Below are 24,138 nucleotides of genomic sequence, written 5' to 3' on the forward strand. Positions count from 1 at the left end.
CACAGGCGACCAATTTTTTGATCGCCTGTTTTTGCTATTGAATGAACATTATAGAGAGTTGATCCATTTTACCAGTTCATCTCTTCCTTTACCTGTTTTTTGCTGCAATTTACCTAACAATTCATCATCCTGCCCTTCTTCATGTTTTAAATCGTCATCTGTTAAATCAGCATAGGCTTGTTTAACTTTTCCTTTTATTTCGTTCCACTTTCCTTTTAATTCTAACTTATCCATAGGTTCTATTTAATAATTAGTTCTGAAATAAGAACACCGATCATTTTCATTTGTTTTAAAAAGAGCTTCTTACACAAAACCAATTAGTGCTACCTACCTGATTTAAGCTTGATTGCATAGGAAACAGTTTTAGTATTCCCATTAAGATCCACCACTTTCAATTTTATATTGGAATCTATTACCTGTGTACCAGTTGATGTGGTAAAAATTGTAACGTGGCTTGTTCCCTGTCCGTCAGTTATTGTACCTATATTAGATGGCAGTGTCCAGGTAAGCGTAGCACCGGATGGTATGTTTTTACCTGAATAAATATATTCCACCCCTCCCCTGGAAATTGTAGTTGGTCCGGTTATACTTGTATATATAGCCGGAATATCCGTAATCCCGGTTTCAGACAATATCCAATCAGCATATGAAGAGACACGGGCATATCCTTTTGCGCCCACATTGCAATCGCCCCAGCCATTTACAATTCCAACCAATAGCTTACCAGTATAACCACTGCCTATTGTTAAAGGTCCTCCACTATCTCCATAACAAGGCGCTTGTTGAGACGAACCGGTGGGAGATGTAAATAAAAAATTTGGTTCGATTGTTGATATTCTGACATTAGCAGCATATAAGTTTGTTGGCGATGTGCCAGTATGATTACTTGCGTTATATGAAATAAGCCCCCAGCCAGAAACTGTAGCCAAATCATTTACAGCGACACTATTAACATTTTTATCGTAATTAATAGGTAAAATATTCACATCATAACTTAAAGGGGTGGCCAACCTTATTAAAGCGATATCATTATTGATAGAGGATGAGACATAATTGGGATGTCTAACGATGTAATCGACATTTAGTGTTATCCCTCCATTAACATCTGAGGAACCAGCCTTTATTGTTACCTGATTTGTGGCTAACTGCTGACCATTATTAGCATCAGTGACAACGTGGGCAGCTGTTAATATCCAATATTGATTTAGTATAACGCCTCCAGCACTCCCTCCATCACTTCTGAAAACAGCAATTTGATATGGAGCATCGTTAATCGATATCTGACTTCCTCCAATTACATCTTTCAGCTTTCTTTTAATACTGATTCCGGAGTTATCTAACTTATCTGAATCATCATTTACATTTTTTTTACAGCTATTTATAAAAATAGCAAGTAATGCAATAATAAAAATCTTCGATTTCATAGTTTTCTTGGTTTATAGTTACTGATGTTTAAGACTACAATATACATAATAAATACAACAAGAAATATATAAGTATACTTACACTTTAAAATTGATTCTAAAATCATTATATTACATACATTATTTCAAAATCCTAAATAATGATAACAAATTAACAGAACTAACAATGTTTTTTTTTATATCATTTATAAAAAAGATGAATTCAAAATAAATAAACACACTTTTTCACAATTTAATTCATTTGCAAATTACCAAAACACTAAAATTTGTTTTTAACTCAGTTAATAGCCATATAAATCCTTAATTTTTAACTATATTAAGCCTAATAATTCTATAAAACCTAAAAAACATTAACTAAACGAACAATTTGATGAAAAAACTACTCTTTAGTATGATTTTATCTCTTGGTTTAATTTCGTTTGCTTTCGCGCAGGGCAAAGTCATTACCGGGAAGGTGACGTCGGCCTCGGGACCAATTCCGGGTGTTAGCGTATTTGTAAAAGGCTCGCCAGCCAACGGCACTCAAAGTGATGCCACCGGGGCCTTTAAATTAAATGTTGCAGATAATGCTAAAACGCTTGTTTTTAGTTTTATCGGTTACAAAGCCAAAGAAGTACCCATTACGGGGACCACCCTAAATGTAAACCTGGAAGAGGAAAACAATACCTTATCTGATGTGGTTGTGGTGGGTTACGGAACACAGAACAAACGGGATGTAACCGGATCCATTGCGAAGGTTACCGCAGCCGACTTTAAAGACAGGCCTGTGCCTACAATTGAAGGAGCTTTGCAGGGTAGGGCGCCCGGTGTATTTATCAACTCGGGTAGTGGCAAACTGGGCCAGGCCCTTCAGATCAGGGTAAGGGGTATTTCATCCATTTCGGCAAGCAACCAACCTTTATTTGTAATTGATGGTGTTCCCATTGTAAGTGAAGCATTGGGCACCTATACCGAAGCCGACAACCCGCTTGCGGCCATCAGTCCGGACGACATCGAATCGATGGAAGTATTAAAAGATGCTGCCTCTGCGGCTATTTATGGCGCAAGGGGATCGAACGGGGTGGTACTGATTACCACAAAAAAAGGTAAACAGGGCCGAACCAACATTGATTTTGGCTATTACGCTGGATTTAGTGACCCTACCAAAAAGGGGCAGTTTTTAAATGCCGACCAGTACCGCCAATTGCTTGATGCATCTTTTAAATATAACAATTATGATGGTGGCGACTATGCCAATGCCGCAGAGATGTGGAAAGATTATACTGGTACTGATGACTGGACAAGTAATAACAATACCAGCTGGGTTAACGAAGCTTTTAGAAGAGGGCATACCCAACAATATAGCCTGAACATTAATGGCGGCGATGCAAAAACCAGGTTTATGCTATCGGGAAACTTCAATAACAATAATGGAATCATTGTGAGCAACCGTTACGTACGCACCGGTGGCCGCTTAAGTGTAGACCACACCGTTTCTAAGATTCTGGACGTTGGCGGATCCATTAATGTTTCAAAGGTGGATAATTATCGTATTCCTACGGATAATGCTTTTTCCAATCCTTTACAACTAAATGCTTTACCTCCTATTCAACCGGTACGTGATGCATTTGGTCAGTTAAATGGCTCTACCGTTTATTACAATAGCTTAATTGATTATGATAACGGCAAAAACCTCTCCACCACTTACAGAACCTTTGCAAATGCTTATGCAAGTTTAAAAATTACTCCAGATCTGGTTTTTAGGAGCGAATATGGATTTGATTTTAACAACCTGGAAGAGGAGCAGTTTTTAGGATCGAAAACACAGGATGGCGGAAGTACAGGTGGTTCTTCAACTGATTATATGGCTAAATCTATCAATTTTAACACCAACAATACACTTAACTTTACCAAAACTTTTAACGAAAAGCATAACCTGAATGTACTGGCAGGTTTTGCCTTTCAGGATACAAAATTCAGGTATTCATCGGTAACGGGAACAACTTTACCATCAGACAGTTTTACCAAGATTGCAAGTGCAGCGGTAATTTCTGCAGGTGAATCTGCAGAAACCAGGCACACTTTTGTTTCTTACCTGGCCAGGGTTAACTACAAATATGAAGATAAGTACCTGTTGAGTGCATCGATCAGAACAGATGGTTCATCAAGATTTGGTGTGAACAATAGATACGGAACTTTCCCTGCGGTATCAGCAGGATGGATTATTAATCAGGAAGACTTTTTGCAAACGAGCACCTGGTTAAGCCTGTTAAAATTAAGGGGCAGTTATGGGTTAACCGGTAACGCCGAAATTGGTGATTTTGCTTCCCGCAATCTTTACCGTGGCGTTAATTATGCAGGAGTTGGCGGCACACGCCCCAGCCAGTTGGGAGACCCAAATTTAAGCTGGGAGAACACGACAAATTATAATATCGGTTTGGATTTTGGATTATTTTCAGACCGGATTTCGGGTACCGTTGAATATTATAAAAAGAAAACGACCGATTTATTGTTGAATGCACCAATAGCAGCAACAAATGGTTTTTCATCCATTACGCAGAATATTGGTGATATGCAGAACCGCGGATTTGAATTCTCGATCAATACCCGGAATTTTATCGGAGACTTTAAATGGTCTACCTCGTTCAATATCGCTTTAAACAGGAACAAAGTTTTGCGCCTGGTGGATGACCAACCGATTTATCCCGGTGGAAGATTTTTGGGCAGGGTAGCTGTTGGAGAACCGTTGGGCTACTTTTACGGCAAAGCTTATGCCGGTGTAGATCCGGCCAATGGCGACGCACTTTATTATGTTGATGCATCGAGAACAGCAACGACCAATGATTATTCTCTTGCGCAGAACCAAAAGCTTGGCGACCCGAACCCTAAATTTTTTGGGGGTTTTGGAAACCATTTTTCTTTCAAAAACTTCGATCTGGACGTTCAGGCACAGTTTGTTTCTGGCAATGATATTTATAACATGGCAGGTGTTTTCCAATCAGCCAATGGCGATTATTTTGACAACCAGACTATTGATCAGTTAAATTACTGGACACCGACAAACAGGAATACGCTTATCCCACAACCCAGGTTTGGTGAAGGGAATGGAACAGGGCCGTCATCCAGATGGATACAAGATGGCTCTTACCTGAGAATAAAAAGTGTGGTTTTTAGCTATAACATCCCTAAAACATTTGCCAATAAATATAAATTACAGAATGTTAAAGTATTTGCATCAGCCCTTAATCTGTTTACTATAACTGGATATAAAGGTTACGATCCTGAAGTAAATACCCCTAGTGGTGGCAATCTCCAGTCTGACAACATCCAGCTGGGCCACGATTTTTATACCCCTCCACAGGCAAGAACCATCACTTTTGGCGTAAACATTGGCTTATAAACATTGAGTATATGAAAAATTATAAAAATATATTGGCTGGATTTTTCCTTTTGCTAAGTATATCCAGCTGCAAAAAGCAATTAGAAATAGATCCCAAACAGAATATTGACGCCAATGTGGCACTCAATACCACTGCAGATGTTCAGAATGCCTTAATAGGTGCCTATACTTTTATGGCCACAGGAGATCTTTACGGCAACAACCTTGTATTCATTCCGGATCTTTATGCCAGCGATAATTATCTGACGTGGCGTGGCACTTTCACCACCTACCGCAATATTTCAAGCAAGGCCATTGTAGCCGATAATGCTGATGTTAGGAGAACCTGGACAACCGCTTACAGCGCCATTAATACCGCTAACATTGTGCTTTCTGCATTAAATGTGGTAAGCGATGCCAATACAAAAAGCGTAATAGAAGGCAAAGCTTTGTTTATTAGGGGCATTATGCACTTCGAACTGGTAAGGTTGTTCGGTTTACCTTATGATGCCAGCGGATCCAATACCAACCTTGGTGTGCCTATTATGACAAACGCGGTAAAAACCATTGATAATGTAACGAACTCGGTGGCAAGAAACACGGTTGCCGAGGTTTACGCTGCGGTAGAAAACGATTTAAAATCGGCCATCACAAAACTGGCATCAGTTAATGACCAATATGCAGCCAAAGCGTTTTTGGCCAGGGTTTACCTGCAGGAAGGAAAATATGCTTTGGCAAGAGACGTTGCTAATGACATTATTACAAATAGTCCCTATCATTTAATTACCAATTCACTTGAAGCACCGTTCAGAACCAAAAACTCAAGTGAGGGTATTTTTGAAATCAAACAGAACGAACAAAGCAATGCAGGCACCTCTAACGATGGCTTAGCAACTTTTTATGCCAGCTACCAAAATGCCACAGGCGGAAACGTTGGCCGGGCTGATGCATTGGTCAATACTACATTTTACAATTCGTTTGAAACAGGCGACAAAAGACAAACTGAGATGATTTACGAAGGCACTGGCGCCAGAACAGGCTTTTTTACTAAAAAATGGTACAGCTTTTACGATAACATACCGGTTTGCAGAATTACCGAACAATACCTGATCCGTGCAGAATGTAACGTTAGGTTAGGTACCAGCGTTGGCGCTACCCCTGCTGATGACATTAATATACTGAGAACCAGGGCTGGATTGGGAAATGTGGTACCTACCCTGACCATCATTTTAAACGAGCGCGAAAAGGAACTGGATTATGAAGGTTTCAGGCTTCATGATTACAAACGCACCAAACGATCTATAGGCACTTTTGCTTATGATGATCCTAAATTGGTTTTCCCGATTCCTGACCGTGAAATAAATGTGAATAAAGCTTTAAAACAAAACCCAGGTTATTAATCTGTTTATCACCTAAACAACAAAGCCTCCCGATTGATATCCGGAGGCTTTATTGTTAAGTATATTTACGTTAAAGTTTCTTCGCAGCTTCAATAATTTCTTCTACCACACCCGGATCAAGTAAGGTAGAAGTATCACCTAAATTGCTGGTATCGCCTTCGGCAATCTTGCGTAAAATCCGGCGCATAATTTTGCCCGAACGTGTTTTGGGTAACCCAGACACAAATAATATTTTATCAGGCTTGGCAATCGCACCAATTACACGCGTAACGGTCTGTAATATATCTTTTTTAGATAATTCTGCTTCGCCATGCATATCAGGATAAATCACAAAAGCATAAATGCCCTGCCCCTTTACATCATGCGGATAACCCACAACTGCACTTTCTACCACACCGGCATGCATATTAATGGCATTTTCTACCTCTGCTGTGCCTATTCTATGCCCTGAAACGTTTAATACATCATCCACACGGCCGGTAATCCGGTAATAACCATCTTCATCGCGCAAACAGCCATCGCCGGTAAAATATAAATTCTCGTAAGTAGAGAAATAAGTCTGCTTGCAACGTTCATGGTCGCCATAAGTGGTACGCAACATTCCCGGCCAGGGGAATTTAATACAGAGATTTCCCATCACCCCGTTTCCTTCAATTTCATTGCCGTTTTCATCGACCAAAATCGGCTGGATGCCCGGTAAGGGCAGGGTAGCAAAACTGGGTTTGGTTGGGGTTACCGTTGCAATAGGCGAAATCATAATCCCGCCCGTTTCGGTTTGCCACCAGGTATCAACAATAGGCGCTTTGCCATGCCCTATCTTCTCATCAAACCAATGCCAGGCCTCTTCATTAATCGGCTCTCCAACCGAGCCTAAAACGCGGATGGAGCTTAAATCTTTACCGTTAAGCGGATCATCGCCATAACTCATTAAAGAACGGATAGCTGTAGGCGCCGTGTACAAGGTATTTACCTGATGTTTTTCTACAATATCCCAAAAACGTGATGGTGTAGGATAAGTGGGGATGCCCTCGAAAAGCACCGAAGTTGCCCCCTGCGACAGTGGTCCGTAAACAATATACGAGTGACCGGTAATCCAGCCGATATCGGCTGTACAGAAATAAACCTCTCCCGGCTGGTAGTTAAACACATTAGAAAAGGTATAACCGGCATAAACCATGTAACCACCACAGGTATGTACCACACCTTTAGGTTTGCCTGTAGAGCCAGAAGTATACAAAATGAAGAGCATATCTTCTGCATCCATTTCTTCTGCTTCGCAGATATCGTTTACGTGTTTAACTTCATCTTCCCACCATACATCACGTCCCTTTAACATTGAAACAGGCGTACGCACGTGCGTTAATACAATACATTTCTCTACGGTTGGGCAACCGATCAACGCATCGTCAATTACATCTTTTAAAGGGATCTGTTTGTTTCCGCGGTAAGAACCATCAGCGGTAATCACTACCTTACACTGCGAATCGTTAATCCGATCGGCAATAGATTTGGCAGAAAAACCACCAAAAATAACCGAATGTACCGCACCGATGCGCGCGCAGGCCAGAACGGCTATCGCAAGTTCGGGTACCATTGGCATATAAATGCAGATCCGGTCGCCTTTTTTGGCGCCATTGCGTTTTAACACATTGGCAAAACGGCAAACACGCTCATGCAACATTTTATAGGTATAGGTAACACTTTCCTCTTCAGGATTATTCGGTTCCCAAACAATGGCTGGTTTATCGCCGTTGGTAGCGAGGTGACGATCCAAACAATTTTCGGTAATGTTAAGCTTTGCCCCCTCAAACCACTTGATATTGGGCTCATTAAAGTTCCAGGATAATACCTTAAACCAAGGTTTGCGCCATTGAAAGTTTTGCGCCACTTCGCCCCAAAACTGCTCAGGGTTTTCTACGCTTTTCTTATAATCTTCTTCGTATTGCTTAAAAGATGTAATCTGCATCGCTAGTTTTATATTTTGGATTCGTGGCAGCTAATTTAAATAAATAATACCAAGGAAAAATAGTCTTATCGTATCAAAATGAAGATCAAATGTTTAATCAGAAATATTTATTTTTAAAATCTGATGGTTTAATATTCGGAGAACAAACCTTGCGTAGGCCTTTAACGCCTGTAAATATTAATTATAAAAAAATAATTAGCTAGGCTATTGCTGTTTACAATTATTATTCAGATATTTGCACACTCTTAAAAAAATTAAGCGGACGATATTAACAACTATATTTACAAGTCATGTCAAGAGTTTGTGATTTAACAGGAAAAAAAGCAATGGTAGGTAACAACGTTTCTCACTCAAACGTTAAAACCAAACGCAAATTTTACCCAAACCTACAACTTCAGAAATTTTATATCCCTGAAGAAAACCGTTGGATTACGTTGAAAGTTTCTACTTCAGCGATTAAAACCATCAACAAAGTGGGTATCAGCGAAGCAATTAACCGTTTCGTAAAAAAAGGATTTTTGTAAAAAACATTAACTGTTGAGATTAACAGTTTTCAATTTATATTAAAATGGCAAAAAAAGGTAACAGAGTTCAGGTTATTTTAGAATGTACTGAACATAAAGAAAGTGGCATGCCAGGTATGTCTAGATATATTTCTACCAAAAACCGTAAAAATACTACTGAAAGATTAGAATTGAAAAAATTCAATCCAGTATTGAGAAAAGTAACCGTACATAAAGAGATTAAATAAGGCTGAAGGTAAAAGGCTTAAGGTTGAGGGTTTAACCACTCATTCAATCCTTCTATCATTCAATCATTATAAAATTATAAGAACATGGCAAAGAAAGTAGTTGCAACCCTTAAAACAGGTACAGGTAAAGAATATTCGAAAGTAATTACAATGGTAAAATCACCTAAAACCGGTGCTTACTCATTCAAAGAGCTTATCGTACACAACGACCACGTAAAAGATGCTATCGCATCTAAATAAGGTTAATATTTTTTAATATAAAATATTACAGGCCGTTCCGTTTTTAACCGGAAGGGCTTTTTTTGTTATATCAAATTTTAGACATGGGTTTATTCGATTTTTTCAAAAAGAAAGAAACTGCGCCAGAAGCTCAGGAAGCGTTGGATAAAGGTTTAGAGAAAACCAAAGACGGTTTCTTTAATAAAATTACCAAAGCCGTAGCAGGAAAATCTTCTGTTGATGATGAAGTACTCGATAATCTGGAAGAGGTTTTGGTTACCTCTGATGTGGGTGTAAGCACCACCTTAAAAATCATCAAACGCATTGAAGAGCGTGTAGCCAAAGATAAATACCTGAATACCAATGAGCTTAATTTTATTCTGCGTGATGAGATCCAGTTGTTACTATCAGAAAATAACAGCAATGATTTCCGTCAGTTCGAATATGGCGATCATAAACCCTATGTGATTATGGTGGTTGGTGTAAATGGCGTGGGTAAAACCACCACCATTGGCAAATTGGCCCATAAACTTAAAGAATCGGGCTTAAAGGTGGTTTTAGGTGCCGCCGATACCTTTAGGGCTGCAGCAGTAGACCAGATTAAACTTTGGGGCGAACGTGTGGGGGTTAGGGTGGTGGCACAGGCCATGGGTTCAGACCCTGCTTCGGTTGCTTTTGATACCTTACAATCGGCCGTGGCTAATAATGAGGACGTCGTGATTATCGATACCGCCGGCCGCTTGCACAACAAAATCGGTTTGATGAACGAGCTGGGCAAAATTAAACAGGTGATGCAAAAGGTGGTACCAGGTGCACCGCACGAAATTTTACTGGTACTGGATGCCTCTACCGGCCAAAATGCCTTTGAGCAGTGCAAACAGTTTACCGAAGCTACGGATGTAAATGCATTGGCCATTACCAAATTAGATGGAACAGCGAAAGGCGGTGTGGTCATCGGCATCTCCGATCAGTTTAAAATTCCGGTTAAATATATTGGCGTGGGTGAGAAGATAAACGACTTGCAGCTCTTTGATAAAAAGGATTTTGTGAATAGTTTGTTTAAGTAAGCTACCCACCATTCGTCATGCTGAATTTATTTCAGCATCTTTTTTTAATTTAAAGACCCTGAAATAAATTCAGGGTGACGACAGCTCAAACTTTAATAATAGTAAAGATTAAGTGTAAAAGGATGAACACCAAAGTAGTACGCAGTAAAACAACAACTAAACAACCTAAAATCAATGTAATCACATTAGGCTGTTCTAAAAACATATACGATTCTGAAGTATTGATGGGCCAGTTGCGTGGCAACAATTTAAACGTTGTACACGAATCAGACAAAATGGGCAAAGATGATATCGTGGTGATTAATACCTGCGGTTTTATCGATAATGCCAAACAAGAATCCATTGATACCATACTGCAGTTCAGTGAGCTGAAAGAAGCGGGTAAAATTGGCAAAGTGGTGGTTACAGGCTGCCTTTCTGAACGTTATAAACCAGAACTGGAATCGGAAATTACCAATGTTGATGCCTTTTTTGGCACCAACGATTTACAAAATATTTTGCACGAGCTGGGCGCTAATTACAAACATGAGCTGATTGGCGAACGTTTGCTCACTACCCCATCGCACTTTGCTTATTTTAAAATTGCCGAAGGCTGCAACCGTCCATGCTCTTTTTGTGCCATTCCTTTAATGCGTGGCAAGCACATGAGCAAGCCCATGGAAGAACTGGTTAATGAAGCTAAAATACTGGCCAAAAATGGCACTAAAGAGCTGATTTTAATTGCACAGGACCTTACCTACTACGGCCTGGATCTTTATGGTGTACGCAAATTAGACGAGCTGATGCGCCGTTTATCGGATGTACCGGGTATCGAATGGATCCGACTGCAATACGCCTACCCTTCTGGTTTCCCGATGGAAATTTTGGATGCCATGAATGAGCGTGAGAACATCTGTAAATACCTGGATATGCCATTACAGCACATTACCGATAACATGCTGAAATCGATGCGACGTGGTACCACCAAACAGAAAACCATCGATCTGGTTAACCAGATCAGAGATAGAGTGCCAAATATTGCCATGCGTACCACATTAATCTGCGGCTATCCGGGCGAAACAGCACGCGATTTTGAAGAGATGGCCGCATGGGTTGCAGAAACCAAATTTGACCGTTTAGGCTGTTTTACCTACTCGCATGAAGAAAAAACACATGCCCATACTTTGATCGACGATGTACCTGAAGATGTAAAACAACAACGGGTAGACGATATCATGGAAATACAGCAAGGCATTTCATTTGATATTAACCAGGAAAAAGTGGGCAAAACTTTTAAAGTACTGGTTGATAAAAAAGAAGGTGATTTCTTTGTAGGCAGAACCGAATTTGATTCACCAGAGGTTGATAACGAAGTATTAATCGATGCGGCAACAGGTTACGCAGCCAATGGCAGCTTTGTACAGGTAAAGGTTGACAGAGCAGAAGATTTCGATTTATACGGTAAAATTGTCTAATAAAATAGTTAACAAAAAATCCCAAAAGTAAACTTTTGGGATTTTTTGTTTTTAAGGCTGTTGCGGATAACAATTTTGTTTTTTTGCGATACCGCTTATATTACACGACTAGTTTTTAGAAGCTGGCCTGTTTTTAATCTGACTAGGTTTTAACCAGATTTTAGCCCCTTTTGAATTAACATAGTATTTTTCATTTTTTGAATTGATATACACATCAGAACCATCTGGTGCCATTTTACCTTTCCAGGTTTTATCAGCAACTTTAGAACTACCTTTTACTGCTACTTCAGCCGTTTTATTACCTACCGATTTAGCACCTTTACCAATAGCTTTTCCGGTTTTGTCTAATGCTTTACCTACTTCAGTTTTTTTCTCTTGTGCGCTTACGCTAAGGGTTACACCGCCAATTAAGGCCATTGCTAATAAACCCATTACTAATTTCTTTTTCATGACAGCTATATTTTTATTTACATGATAACAGTTGATGGCCACATTTGTTTTATTTCTGTTACATGAATAAAAATAAAATTTAAAATATTATTTTTTCAGGCTGGCCGCCCCCAACCAACGGGCCAAACCACGATTTACCAAAAAATATTTTATTTGGAGCGCAAGGGCTATAGCAACGATTAAAGCTTGTTCCCGTGCTCCGCTATATCCCTCCGCTGCGCTTCGGGGATGCTACTGCGCCCGGGGCTGAAAAACACTGTTACTGCAAAAAAAGCAAAAAAATGAATAGCACAATCTGCAAGGCGCTGCTTGTTTTTCTTACACTGCCCCCTGTTCAATAAACCTTATTGAAGCGGTTATCCTTTTTGATGCACAAACGAAATATTTTTACAACTCCATCACAAAAAGATAATAGCGGAAAGAAGGACTGCCCTAACCGAAACGCAACAAACCCTGATTTACAAATAATTTTTATTACTTTTTTTGGAGCGCAAGGGCTGTAGCAACGATTAAAGCTTGTTCCCGTGCTCCGCTATATCCCTCGCTGCGCTTCGGGGATGCCGCTGCGCCCGGGGCTGAAAACACTGTTACTACAAAAAAAGTAAAAATGAATAGCACAATCTGCAAGGTGCTGGTTGTTTTTCTTACACTGCCCCCTGTTCAATAAACCTTATTGAAGCGGTTATCCTTTTTGTTGCACAAACGAAAATATTTTTGCAACCCCATCGCAAAAAGATAATAGCGGAAAGAAGGACGGCCCTAACCGAAACGCAACAAACCCTGATTTACAAATAATTTTTATTACTTTTTTTGGAGCGCAAGGGCTGTAGCAATGATTAAAGCTTGTTCCCGTGCTCCGCTATATCCCTCGCTGTGCTTCGGGGATGCCGCTGCGCCCGGGGCTGAAAACACTGTTACTGCAAAAAAAAAGTAAAAATGAATAGCACAATCTGCAAGGTGCTGGTACCTAAACCGAAACGCAACAAACCCTGATTTACAAATAATTTTTATTACTTTTTTTGGAGCGCAAGGGCTGTAGCAACGATTAAAGCTTGTTCCCGTGCTCCGCTATATCCCTCGCTGCGCTTCGGGGATGCCGCTGCGCCCGGGGCTGAAAACACTGTTACTGCAAAAACAAAGTAAAAAATGAATAGCACAATCTGCAAGGCGCTGGTACCTAAACCGAAACGCAACAAACCCTGATTTACAAAACCCTGAATCGCCAGCAATGATCTAATAGTCAAGGTACTCGAATAAATCCTGCAGCTATCAGCTCACGATGACGAACGCTTAAAATTTGCTTTACCACAGCAATTCCTAATCTAAATGAGCAGGCTGATGTTCAACTGCTTAACTCAGTTTTTCAGCTAATAATTTCATTTCAATCTGTGGCGACCGTTTCTCGTAAATGATACTGTACACAGCCTTACAGATTGGCATGTCTACATGATATTCCTGGTTTTTAATGTGCATACATTTTGCAGCATAATAACCTTCGGCAACCATATTCATTTCTAACTGCGCCGATTTTACGGTGTAACCTTTGCCTACCATGTTACCAAAGGTACGGTTGCGGCTAAACTGCGAGTAGGCAGTAACCAGCAAATCGCCCAGATAGGCTGATTCTTTGATGTCGCGATCTATTGGATGAACCACATCTACAAAGCGTTTCATTTCACTGATGGCATTGCTAATAAGTACGGCCTGAAAGTTATCGCCATAACCTAATCCATGGCAAATACCACTGGCTACCGCGTAAATATTTTTTAAAACCGCAGCATATTCGGTGCCGAAAATATCGTCAGAAACATTCGTTTTAATGTATCGCGTACTTAAATAAGAGGCAAACATGGCTGCTTTCTCTACATCGGTACAGGCGATGGTGAGGTAAGATAGTTTTTCAAAGGCCACTTCTTCGGCATGGCAAGGACCGCTTACCACCAGAATGTCATGGTAGGGGATGTTGTATTTTTCGTGCAAAAATTCGCCAATGATCAGGTTATCTTCAGGCACGATCCCTTTAATAGCAGATACTATTTTTTTGCCTTTTAAATCTTCTGGCGTTATGGTAGAGAGGGTTTCTTTTAAAAATGCAGCCGGCACATTTAAAATCACAAAATCAGCTGATTCTATGATCGAACGGATAGCTGACGAGATATTGTCTCCGGCAAGCTTTAGCTCAACAGAACTGAGGTAATGCGGATTATGTTTAAATTTTTTAATGTGCTCAATAGCTGTTTCATTACGCATCCACCAAAAAATTTCTTTTTCAGACAAATTATCTGCAAGCATTTTAACGATAGCAGTAGCCCAGCTCCCGCCCCCTATCATTGCTATTTTAGGTACCATGATTATAGAAAAGGTTTAAGGTAAAAGGTGTAAGGTAAAAGGTGTAAGACTTAAGGTTGAAACTATATGCTTTAAACCCTAAACCTTACACCCCAACCCCAGGAATACACCTTAAAGACGGCAAGTTACTATTTCTTATAGATATTAACGATAAAAGTGTGAGGCGAACAGGCAAAACCCTACACCTCACACCTTTAACCTTGCGCCTAAAAACCCTACTTCTTACCGTCTTTGTTAAACAATTGGTCTTTAGCTGTTTTTTCTACGATCATACCATCTTTTAACTTGTTCTGAATAGCAGAATACGGACCGGTTACAATTTCCTCGCCGGCTTTAACACCCGATTTAACAATAATAAACTGATCATTCTGGATACCGGTTGTTACTTCAGTTTTTTTAACTTTTTTGCTTTTGGCATCGTAAGCGTAAACATATTGCTTTACCTTTTTATCGGTCAGTTTCGATTTCTGCTTATCGGTATTTTCCTGGTTGCCCTGGTTATCTTTGTTGTCGCCTGATTTTGCATTATCGGTAAAAACTGCCTGGATTGGAATGGCCAGTCCGGTTAACGATTCGGATTCAATATCAACAGTTGCAGACATACCCGGACGGAAAATAGATTGTTGCTTACCTTCCATTTCTTCTGTGATCCGGATTTTTACCGAAAAGTTGGTCACCTGATCAACGGAAGTAGATGTGGTGGTTCCAACAGCAGTTGATGAACTTGCAATTTCGGTAACCACACCTCTAAATTTTTTGTCGGAAAAGGCATCCACCTCGATCGAAGCTTTATCACCAACTTTAACACGGGTAATATCGTTCTCATTTACATCAACATTCACCTCCATTGATGATAGGTTAGAAATACGCATAATTTCGGTACCCGCCATTTGCGAAGTTCCTAAAATACGGTCGCCAAGCTCTATTGATAGTTTAGAAACTACACCATCAACCGGTGCATAAATAGTGGTTTTAGCCAGGTTTGCACCTGCTTCTTTAACATTTGCACCCGTTTGCTCCAAGGTAAATTTGGCGCCGGTTACATTTTCTTTGGCACTGGCTAAATTTGCCTTAGCCGTTAAAAATGCAGCTTTTGCCGAATCGAATTCTGAAGCTGAAATTACTTTTTTATTAAAAAGCTCAACATTACGTTTGTAGGTAGCTTCTGCATTGATAAAATTAGCCTGGTTTTGGGCAAGTTGTTGTTGCGCTGCAGCTACGCTGGCTTTCTGTGCGTTAAAAGTTGCCACGGTTCTTTCGTAACCCGATTGTAATACATCCGGACGTACTTTACAAAGCAATTGCCCTGCTTTAACAATATCGCCTTCTTTTACCTTTAACTCTACTACCTCTCCGGATACTTCCGAACTTAATTTAACTTCGGTTTCCGGCTGGATTTTTCCACTTGCCGTAACTGTTTCCACAACAGTTTTATCTGATGCTTTTTCTGTAGTTACTTTTTCCGTTTTGTTTCCACCGATCACGCCGGTCAGTTTTAGCACAACCAGAAGGGCTACGATAGCAACTACGGTAATGATAATATGCTTCAGTTTCATAATTTGTATTGTATTTCGTTTGTTTCGATAATGTTGTAATGTTTAAAGGTTGAAAGGTGAGCATCCTGGCTATCCGCTCAGCTTTGGTCTTTTACCTTTAGTCTTTCAGCTTTAACCTTAAAAAACAATCTGTTTGCCCAAATAATAATCAATTACTTTGGCACGGAACAGTAAATCGTATTTTGCCAGGATAAAATCTATTTCGGCTTTATTTCTATTGGTTTGTGCTGTACTATAATCTAATGAGTTTACCAAACCCACGGCGTAACGTTGCTCGATCACATAAAAAGCATCTTTCTGTGCCTGAAAAGCATTTTGGGTAGAAGAATACCTGCTCTGTGCAGCGTTTAAATCGGCAACAGCCTGATTGATGACTTTGATCAGGTTATTTTTGGCAATCTGCTCATCGGTTTTGCGCTGTTGAAATACTATTTTGGCCTTTCTAACGGTTGATCGGGTGGCAAAACCATTAAAGATCGGTACAGAAATGCCCATATTAATAGATTTACCAAAGTTATCTGATAACTGACTGAAAAAAGGATTGTTTCCAGGGAAGGTAAACTGGTATTGATAGAACGACCCTAAACCTCCGCCAAAGCTCACCTTCGGGTAATAACTTCCTTTGGCCACATCAATGGCTTTTTCTGCTGCTTTCGTATTTAAATTTGCCAGTTTAATATCCGGAAAGCTACTTAAAGCCTGATTGTAAATATCATTAGGTACGTAAGTGTTCTGGATATTATTCATTTCGCTAACCAAAGGCGGCTGTACTTTAAATGTCATTGGTGGTTGAATTTCCATTAACTGTCCTAAAGTTAAATAAGATATGGTTAATTGGTTCTGTGCATTGGTTAAATTAAGCTCTGTAGTTGCCGCCTGCGATTTGGCCTGCGAAATATCGGCTAAAGTCTTATTACCAACGTCTAAAAGTGCCTGCTCTCTTTTTAAGGTAGCATTGGCCACTTCTAATTGCTGCTGAGTAGCCTTAACCTGGTCCTGGTTATTTAAAACCTGCAGGTAAGCCGTTACCACCTGCAAAATAAGATCGTTTTTTACCTTTTCTACATTGGTCTGATCTACAGCCAACAATAATTTATTCTGCCTGATCTGGTTAAGTAACGTACCGCCTCCAAATAACTGCATATTGGCAGAAACATTTGGACTTAAGCTGTAATTTTGAGTGTTTAGAAACAAACCTGATGTGACCTGGCTTCTTCCCCATTGCATAGATTGGTTAACGGATCCATTTACGGCAGGTAATAAAGCGTTTTTAGACTGGCGTACATTTTCTTCGCTGATGGCGGCATTAAAAGCAGCCTGTTTGATGTTTAAATTATTCTTTAACGTATTTTCGACCGCTTTTTCAATGCTGATCACTTCTTGGGCCCTAATTTGCTGACTAAAACATAATGCCACTAGCAACGCAGACCCGGTAATTAACTTCTTATTGGTAAACATCTTCATAATTTGTTTCAAATCTATATAAACAACTTTTAATCATTTCTATCTGTTCAGGCATTTGCTAACTTTGAAGTTAAATGTACCTAATCAAATCACCGCTTCTGCTAAAATGGTATTATCCATCGCTGTTATGGAATAAATCCCGCACCGAAAAAGTTATTTATCTGACCTTTGACGATGGACCCATACCCAATGTTACAGATTTTGTCTTAAAAACTTTGAAAGTCTTTAATGCTAAAGCTACATTTTTTTGCATCGGCGATAATATTGTTAAACATCCCGAAGTTTTTGAACGGGTAAAAACCGACGGGCATGCCATTGGCAACCATACTTTCAATCATTTAAAAGGATGGACAACCGATGATGAAACCTATCTCGAAAACATGCTAAAATGCCAGGAACTGACGCAGTCTAACCTCTTCCGGCCACCTTACGGGAGAATTAAAAAGTCTCAAGTCCGCAGTCTGAAGTCATTAGTTTGGACCCTTGATTCCTACTCCAAACTCCAAACTCCAAACTCCAAACTAAAAAATTCTAACTCCCAACTGAAAATTGTCATGTGGGATGTGCTCAGCGGTGATTTCGACATTAATCTCTCGCCCGAAAAATGCTATCGAAATGTGATCAAACATACCGAAAACGGTTCTATCATTGTTTTTCATGATAGTTTAAAAGCATTTGATCGTTTGGAATATGCATTACCCAGGGTTTTAGCCTATTTTACCGAAAAGGGTTTCACTTTCGCTACGCTTTAGCGATTGTTGTGCCAAGTCAGGCATGCCTGCGCCAGTAAGCTGAAACAAGCTTTCAGTCAGATTACCAATGACAAGTTGTTCGAAAACGGACAAAACTGTACGGAATTGAACGGTTATTCATTGTACGCAAACCTTTCTAATCATTATGTTCTCCAAGCTGAACAGGATTGTTTAGAACAATTCCAAATTAAGCAATCACTAACCCAAATTCCATAAAAACCTTGCTTTTTGTTATTTTTGTTTTATCCAAAAAAATCCACTTTTTTTTTGTTGATAACCACAAATTAATCACAATTAACAGTATTCTTTTGAGAAGGTGTATTGCTACACAAACTTCACAATAAAAGAATAAAATAGCTAAGATGAGTATTTATAACGATTATATCCAGGAGATTGAAGAGCGAAAAACCCAAGGTCTTCATCCTAAACCTATTGATAGCTCCGAATTATTGAGCGAGATCATTGACCAGATTAAAAATATAAACAATTTTAACAGGGCAGATGCTGTTAATTTTTTCATATACAATACCTTACCAGGCACCACAGCTGCAGCGGGTGTTAAAGCCCAGTTCTTAAAAGAAATTATCGCAGGTGAAATTGTTGTTCCGGAAATTACACCTGATTTTGCTTTCGAACTCCTCTCGCACATGAAAGGCGGTCCTTCTATTAAAGTTTTATTGGATATTGCCCTGGCTGATAATGGCGATAAAGCCAAAAAAGCAGCAGATGTACTTAAAACACAGGTTTACTTGTACGATGCGGATACCGATCGTTTAAAAGAAGCTTATAACAACGGCAATGCCATTGCGAAAGAAATATTGGAAAGCTATGCTAAGGCTGAATTTTTCACGAAACTTCCTGAAGTAGCAGAAGAAATTAAAGTGGTAACCTTTATTGCCGGTATTGGCGATATTTCTACAGATTTACTATCTCCAGGTAACCAGGCACACTCGCGTTCTGATCGTGAATTGCATGGTAAATGTATGATCACACCGGAGGCACAGCAGGCCATTAAAGATCTTCAGGCTCAGCATCCCGATAAAAGTGTGATGCTGGTAGCCGAAAAAGGTACCATGGGTGTAGGTTCTTCGCGTATGTCGGGCGTAAACAATGTGGCCCTTTGGACAGGTAAACGATCAAGTCCGTATGTTCCATTTGTAAACATTGCACCAATTGTGGGGGGTACCAATGGCATTTCGCCCATTTTCTTAACCACGGTTGATGTAACAGGTGGTATTGGTATCGACCTTAAAAACTGGGTAAAGAAAACCGATGAGAGCGGTAATGTTGTCCGTAATGAAAACGATGAACCGGTTTTAGAAGAAGTATATTCGGTAGCCACCGGAACGGTGCTTACCATTAATACCAGAACTAAAAAATTATATAGTGGAGACCAGGAGCTAATTGATATTTCAAAAGCTTTAACGCCTCAAAAAATGGAATTTATCAAAGCCGGTGGCTCTTACGCTATTGTTTTTGGTAAAAAGATCCAAACTTTTGCAGCCAAAACTTTAGGCATCGAAGCACCGGTTGTATTTGCCCCGGCTAAAGAAGTATCTATCGAAGGCCAGGGTTTAACAGCAGTAGAAAAAATATTCAACAGAAATGCAGTAGGTTTAACGCCAGGAAAAGTTTTACATGCCGGTTCTGATGTGCGCGTTGAAGTAAACATTGTTGGTTCGCAAGATACTACCGGTTTAATGACGGCTCAGGAATTAGAGGCCATGGCGGCTACCGTAATTTCGCCGATTGTGGATGGAGCTTACCAATCAGGCTGCCACACGGCATCTGTTTGGGATAAAAAAGCACAGGCCAACATCCCTAAACTGATGAAATTCATGAATGATTTCGGGGTAATTACGGCCCGTGACCCGAAAGGCGAATATCATGCGATGACCGATGTGATCCACAAAGTATTAAATGATATCACGATTGATGAGTGGGCGATTATCATCGGAGGCGATTCGCATACCCGTATGTCAAAAGGTGTGGCTTTTGGTGCCGATTCCGGTACGGTAGCTTTAGCTTTGGCAACCGGCGAGGCTTCTATGCCTATTCCGGAATCCGTAAAGGTAACGTTCAAAGGCGCCATGAAAGAACACATGGATTTCCGTGATGTAGTTCATGCTACGCAATTGCAGATGTTACAACAGTTTGATGGCGAAAACGTATTCCAGGGCCGTATTATCGAGGTACACATCGGAACTTTACTGGCTGACCAGGCCTTTACTTTTACCGACTGGACTGCTGAAATGAAGGCAAAAGCATCGATCTGTATTTCTCAGGATGATACTTTGATCCAATCGCTGGAAATTGCCAAAAATCGTATTCAGATCATGATCGACAAAGGCATGGACAATCATAACCAGGTGCTTCAGGGATTGATCAACAAGGCAAACAAACGTATTGAAGAAATTAAAACCGGTATTAAACCTGCTTTAATGCCTGATACAAATGCCAGATATTATGCGGAGGTAGTTATCGATTTAGACATTATTAACGAGCCAATGATTGCCGATCCGGATGTGAACAATGCCGATGTTTCTAAACGTTATACGCACGATACCATCAGGGATTTAACTTTTTATGGCGGTGATAAAAAAGTAGACCTTGGTTTCGTAGGTTCTTGCATGGTACATAAAGACGATTTAAAAATCGTTTCACAATTATTGAAAAATGTAGAGAACCAAACCGGTAAAGTAGAATTTAAAGCGCCATTGGTAGTGGCCGCCCCTACTTATAATATCATTGATGAATTAAAAGCTGAAGGCGACTGGGAATACTTACAGAAATACTCCGGATTTGAGTTCAGTGATGCTTTACCTAAAAGCGTAGCCCGTACCGAATATGAAAACATCATGTATTTAGAGCGCCCAGGTTGTAACTTGTGCATGGGTAACCAGGAAAAAGCCGCTAAAGGCGATACCGTAATGGCTACTTCTACACGTTTATTCCAGGGCCGTGTGGTAGAAGATAAAGATGGCAAAAAAGGTGAGTCTCTATTGGCTTCAACCCCTGTTGTTGTTCTTTCAGCTATATTGGGCCGTATCCCAAGCATTGAAGAATATAAATTAGCAGTAGATGGCATCAACTTAACCAAGTTTACGCCTATTTCTACAAAACAATAAGAACAAAAAAGCATATTATTTGTTACTCTATCAAGAAAGGCTATCTGAGAAATCTGGTAGCCTTTTTCTATGCATAAACAATTGCATAGAATGGTTTTAAATAAGATATTATGACAAATCTCAAAAATAAATCTGTTTAAAATTGTTTACTTTAGATAGTACCTTATTGATAATAATTATAAAAATTTAAGTATGGCTTTTGATATAGACATGATTAAAAAGGTGTATGCAAACTTCGGTAGCCGTGTAGAGGCTGCGCGTAAAGTTGTGGGCAGACCTTTAACATTATCTGAAAAAATATTATATGCGCACCTTTGGGATGGAGATCCTAAAAAGGCGTTTAAGCGTGGTTCTGATTACGTAGACTTTGCACCAGACCGCGTAGCGATGCAGGATGCTACTGCGCAGATGGCTTTATTGCAGTTTATGCAAGCAGGCCGTCCGCAGGTTGCGGTGCCCTCTACAGTACATTGTGATCATTTAATTACGGCAAAAGAAGGCGCTGCCATCGATTTGCCCCACGCCAAAACGGAAAGTGCTGAGGTTTTTGATTTTTTATCATCTGTATCCAATAAATACGGTATCGGTTTCTGGAAACCAGGTGCTGGTATTATCCACCAGGTTGTGCTGGAAAATTATGCTTTCCCAGGCGGAATGATGATAGGTACCGACTCGCACACGGTAAATGCCGGTGGTTTAGGTATGGTGGCGATTGGTGTTGGTGGCGCTGATGCCTGTGATGTAATGGCGGGTTTACCATGGGAACTAAAATTCCCTAAATTGATCGGTGTAAAACTAACCGGCAAATTAAACGGCTGGACAGCTGCCAAAGATGTGATTTTAAAAGTAGCTGGTATTTTAACCGTAAAAGGTGGTACTGGTGCTATTGTGGAGTATTTTGGCGATGGTGCTACTTCAATGAGCTGTACCGGTAAAGGTACCATCTGTAACATGGGAGCCGAAATCGGTGCAACTACTTCTACATTTGGTTACGATGAAAGCATGGAGCGTTACTTGCGCGCGACCAATAGAAACGAAGTGGCAGATGAGGCGAATAAAATTGCCGCTTACTTAACTGGCGATCCGGAAGTTTATGCCGACCCTGAGAATTATTTCGATCAGGTGATTGAGATCGATTTAGATACTTTAGAACCTTACTTAAACGGTCCTTTTACACCAGATCTTGCTACTCCGGTTTCGCAAATGAAAACGGAAGCAGAGAAAAACGGCTGGCCGTTAAAAGTAGAATGGGGCTTAATCGGTTCTTGTACCAACTCTTCTTACGAAGATTTATCGAGAGCAGCTTCTATTGCCAACCAGGCTATTGCAAAGGGTTTGGCAACTAAAGCCGAGTTTGGCATTAACCCAGGTTCTGAGCAGGTACGCTACACCGCAAACCGTGATGGGTATTTAAAAACTTTCGAAGATTTAAATGCAACGATCTTTACCAACGCCTGCGGACCATGTATCGGTATGTGGGACCGTACGGGTGCAGAGAAAGCTGAAAAAAATACGATTGTACACTCCTTTAATAGAAATTTTGCCAAACGTGCCGATGGTAACCCGAATACTTACGCTTTCGTAGCTTCGCCAGAGATGGTTGCTGCCATTGCCATTTCGGGTAATTTAGGATTTAACCCTTTAACAGATACTTTAACTAACGATAAAGGTGAGCAGGTTAAATTAGACCCACCTACCGGTTACGAATTGCCAACAAAAGGTTTCGCAGTAGAAGACGCCGGTTTCCAGGCTCCTGCAGCTGACGGCTCGCAGGTAGAGGTTTTGGTTTCGCCAACTTCGCATCGCTTACAATTGTTAGATCCGTTTGCCCCTTGGGAAGGCACCGACCTGAAAGGCCTGAAACTATTGATTAAGGCCAAAGGTAAATGTACAACCGACCATATTTCGATGGCTGGCCCATGGTTAAAGTTCCGTGGTCACCTGGATAACATTTCTAACAACATGTTAATTGGTGCGGTAAATTATTTTAATGATAAAACCGATACGGTTAAAAACGAATTAACAGGGGAGTATGGCCCTGTTCCGGCTACGCAACGCGATTATAAGGCAGCTGGTTTAGGCTCAATTGTAGTAGGTGATGAAAACTATGGCGAAGGCTCATCACGTGAGCATGCGGCCATGGAGCCACGTCACTTAGGCGTTCGCGCGGTATTGGTCAAATCTTTTGCCCGTATCCACGAAACCAACCTTAAAAAACAAGGTATGCTGGCCTTAACTTTTGCCGATAAAGATGATTATGATAAAATTCTGGAAGGCGATACGATTGACATTTTAGGCTTAACCGGGTTTGCTCCTGATCAACCATTAACACTGGTATTACACCATGCAGATGGCACTACGGATGAGTTTCCAGTCAACCACAGTTATAACGCACAACAAATAGACTGGTTTAAAGCTGGCGGTGCGTTAAATATTATCAGGGCTGAAGCAGCGGCTAAGGCAGCAATTTAGCAGTCTGAAGTCCAGAGCCGGAAGTCCGATTTTTGGATGAAAATAAAAAATCCCGTTTTGTTAAATCAGAACGGGATTTTTTATTTTCAGATAATTTTAAGATTTTTTTCTTTTTTTTGGGAAAGCAGTTGCAGTAGTTTATAGGTTGGGGTTAGTCCCGCTAATGCTGCTGCTTGTTGAAGAAACCAGCATTCGCGTATATCGGGTTTAAATGGCAGAGACAGGGACTTTTTTCAACTAAAAAGTACTTTACCGATAGAGGGATGCTGAATACTATGAGGGGAAACTTTGCCTTAACTGCAGTAAAAGAACCTGCTAGACCCGGGCG

Annotated in this window: 17 protein-coding genes; 10 read left to right on the top strand and 7 right to left on the bottom strand. The window is 40.3% G+C overall.

All coding sequences use genetic code 11. From position 1 onward, the window contains the following. Nucleotides 1–48 precede the first annotated feature (48 nt). Entirely contained in the window at nt 49–234 is a 186-nt protein-coding gene (locus ABEG20_RS14290; protein WP_029276197.1) for a CsbD family protein, read from the bottom strand. An 89-nt stretch (nt 235–323) separates the two neighbouring features. Continuing rightward, complete coding sequence (locus ABEG20_RS14295; RefSeq protein ID WP_406823996.1) at nt 324–1,424, bottom strand: trypsin-like serine protease; 1,101 nt, start codon at nt 1,422–1,424, stop codon at nt 324–326. 370 nt (nt 1,425–1,794) lie between these two features. Here ABEG20_RS14295 and ABEG20_RS14300 point away from each other — a divergent pair, with 370 nt between their 5' ends. Further along, entirely contained in the window at nt 1,795–4,803 is a 3,009-nt protein-coding gene (locus ABEG20_RS14300; protein WP_406823997.1) for a SusC/RagA family TonB-linked outer membrane protein, read from the top strand. An 11-nt stretch (nt 4,804–4,814) separates the two neighbouring features. Then, the gene (locus ABEG20_RS14305) at nt 4,815–6,182 is read left to right on the top strand and encodes a RagB/SusD family nutrient uptake outer membrane protein (RefSeq protein WP_406823998.1); all 1,368 of its coding nucleotides are present in this window, start codon (nt 4,815–4,817) and stop codon (nt 6,180–6,182) included. Between the two features lie 70 nt (nt 6,183–6,252). Here ABEG20_RS14305 and acs read toward each other — a convergent pair whose 3' ends face one another. After that, nucleotides 6,253–8,148, bottom strand: a complete 1,896-nt coding sequence (gene acs, locus ABEG20_RS14310) for an acetate--CoA ligase (protein ID WP_406823999.1) — start codon at nt 8,146–8,148, stop codon at nt 6,253–6,255. A 290-nt stretch (nt 8,149–8,438) separates the two neighbouring features. Between acs and rpmB the strand changes: the two genes are divergently transcribed. From rpmB to rimO, 5 genes are all read left to right on the top strand, one after another. After that, nucleotides 8,439–8,672, top strand: coding sequence for a 50S ribosomal protein L28 (gene rpmB, locus ABEG20_RS14315; RefSeq protein WP_025145121.1), 234 nt, complete (start codon nt 8,439–8,441; stop codon nt 8,670–8,672). 44 nt (nt 8,673–8,716) lie between these two features. Further along, nucleotides 8,717–8,899, top strand: coding sequence for a 50S ribosomal protein L33 (gene rpmG / locus ABEG20_RS14320; RefSeq protein ID WP_010599807.1), 183 nt, complete (start codon nt 8,717–8,719; stop codon nt 8,897–8,899). Nucleotides 8,900–8,983: 84 nt separating this feature from the next. Beyond that, on the top strand, nt 8,984–9,139 hold the full coding sequence (locus ABEG20_RS14325; protein WP_010599808.1) for a DUF4295 domain-containing protein: 156 nt from the start codon (nt 8,984–8,986) through the stop codon (nt 9,137–9,139). An 83-nt stretch (nt 9,140–9,222) separates the two neighbouring features. After that, on the top strand, nt 9,223–10,185 hold the full coding sequence (ftsY, locus tag ABEG20_RS14330) for a signal recognition particle-docking protein FtsY (RefSeq protein ID WP_090501231.1): 963 nt from the start codon (nt 9,223–9,225) through the stop codon (nt 10,183–10,185). Nucleotides 10,186–10,307: 122 nt separating this feature from the next. Then, nucleotides 10,308–11,639: a 30S ribosomal protein S12 methylthiotransferase RimO gene (rimO, locus tag ABEG20_RS14335; RefSeq protein WP_406824000.1), complete on the top strand. Its 1,332-nt coding sequence runs from the start codon at nt 10,308–10,310 to the stop codon at nt 11,637–11,639. Nucleotides 11,640–11,747: 108 nt separating this feature from the next. Here the strand turns inward: rimO and ABEG20_RS14340 are convergent, their stop codons facing one another. The 4 genes from ABEG20_RS14340 to ABEG20_RS14355 all read right to left on the bottom strand — a co-directional run bounded on the left by ABEG20_RS14340 (nt 11,748) and on the right by ABEG20_RS14355 (nt 17,452). Beyond that, nucleotides 11,748–12,089 carry a hypothetical protein gene (locus ABEG20_RS14340; RefSeq protein ID WP_406824001.1) on the bottom strand — a complete coding sequence of 114 codons (342 nt, stop codon included), beginning with the start codon at nt 12,087–12,089 and terminating at the stop codon, nt 11,748–11,750. A 1,350-nt stretch (nt 12,090–13,439) separates the two neighbouring features. Then, a complete protein-coding gene (locus ABEG20_RS14345; protein WP_406824002.1) occupies nt 13,440–14,438 on the bottom strand; it encodes an NAD(P)H-dependent glycerol-3-phosphate dehydrogenase in 999 nt (332 codons plus the stop codon). Nucleotides 14,439–14,653: 215 nt separating this feature from the next. Next, nucleotides 14,654–15,994 carry an efflux RND transporter periplasmic adaptor subunit gene (locus tag ABEG20_RS14350; RefSeq protein WP_406824003.1) on the bottom strand — a complete coding sequence of 447 codons (1,341 nt, stop codon included), beginning with the start codon at nt 15,992–15,994 and terminating at the stop codon, nt 14,654–14,656. 117 nt (nt 15,995–16,111) lie between these two features. Continuing rightward, complete coding sequence (locus ABEG20_RS14355; protein ID WP_406824004.1) at nt 16,112–17,452, bottom strand: TolC family protein; 1,341 nt, start codon at nt 17,450–17,452, stop codon at nt 16,112–16,114. A gap of 80 nt (nt 17,453–17,532) precedes the next feature. Here ABEG20_RS14355 and ABEG20_RS14360 point away from each other — a divergent pair, with 80 nt between their 5' ends. The 3 genes from ABEG20_RS14360 (at nt 17,533) to ABEG20_RS14370 (ending at nt 23,810) form a co-directional block, all read left to right on the top strand. Beyond that, nucleotides 17,533–18,210, top strand: coding sequence for a polysaccharide deacetylase family protein (locus tag ABEG20_RS14360; RefSeq protein ID WP_406824005.1), 678 nt, complete (start codon nt 17,533–17,535; stop codon nt 18,208–18,210). A gap of 362 nt (nt 18,211–18,572) precedes the next feature. Beyond that, a complete protein-coding gene (locus ABEG20_RS14365) occupies nt 18,573–21,338 on the top strand; it encodes a bifunctional aconitate hydratase 2/2-methylisocitrate dehydratase (RefSeq protein WP_406824006.1) in 2,766 nt (921 codons plus the stop codon). A 192-nt stretch (nt 21,339–21,530) separates the two neighbouring features. After that, a complete protein-coding gene (locus ABEG20_RS14370; RefSeq protein ID WP_406824007.1) occupies nt 21,531–23,810 on the top strand; it encodes an aconitate hydratase in 2,280 nt (759 codons plus the stop codon). Nucleotides 23,811–24,138 lie beyond the last annotated feature (328 nt).

This window comes from Pedobacter sp. KACC 23697 (genome assembly GCF_045348445.1).
GTDB lineage: Bacteria > Bacteroidota > Bacteroidia > Sphingobacteriales > Sphingobacteriaceae > Pedobacter.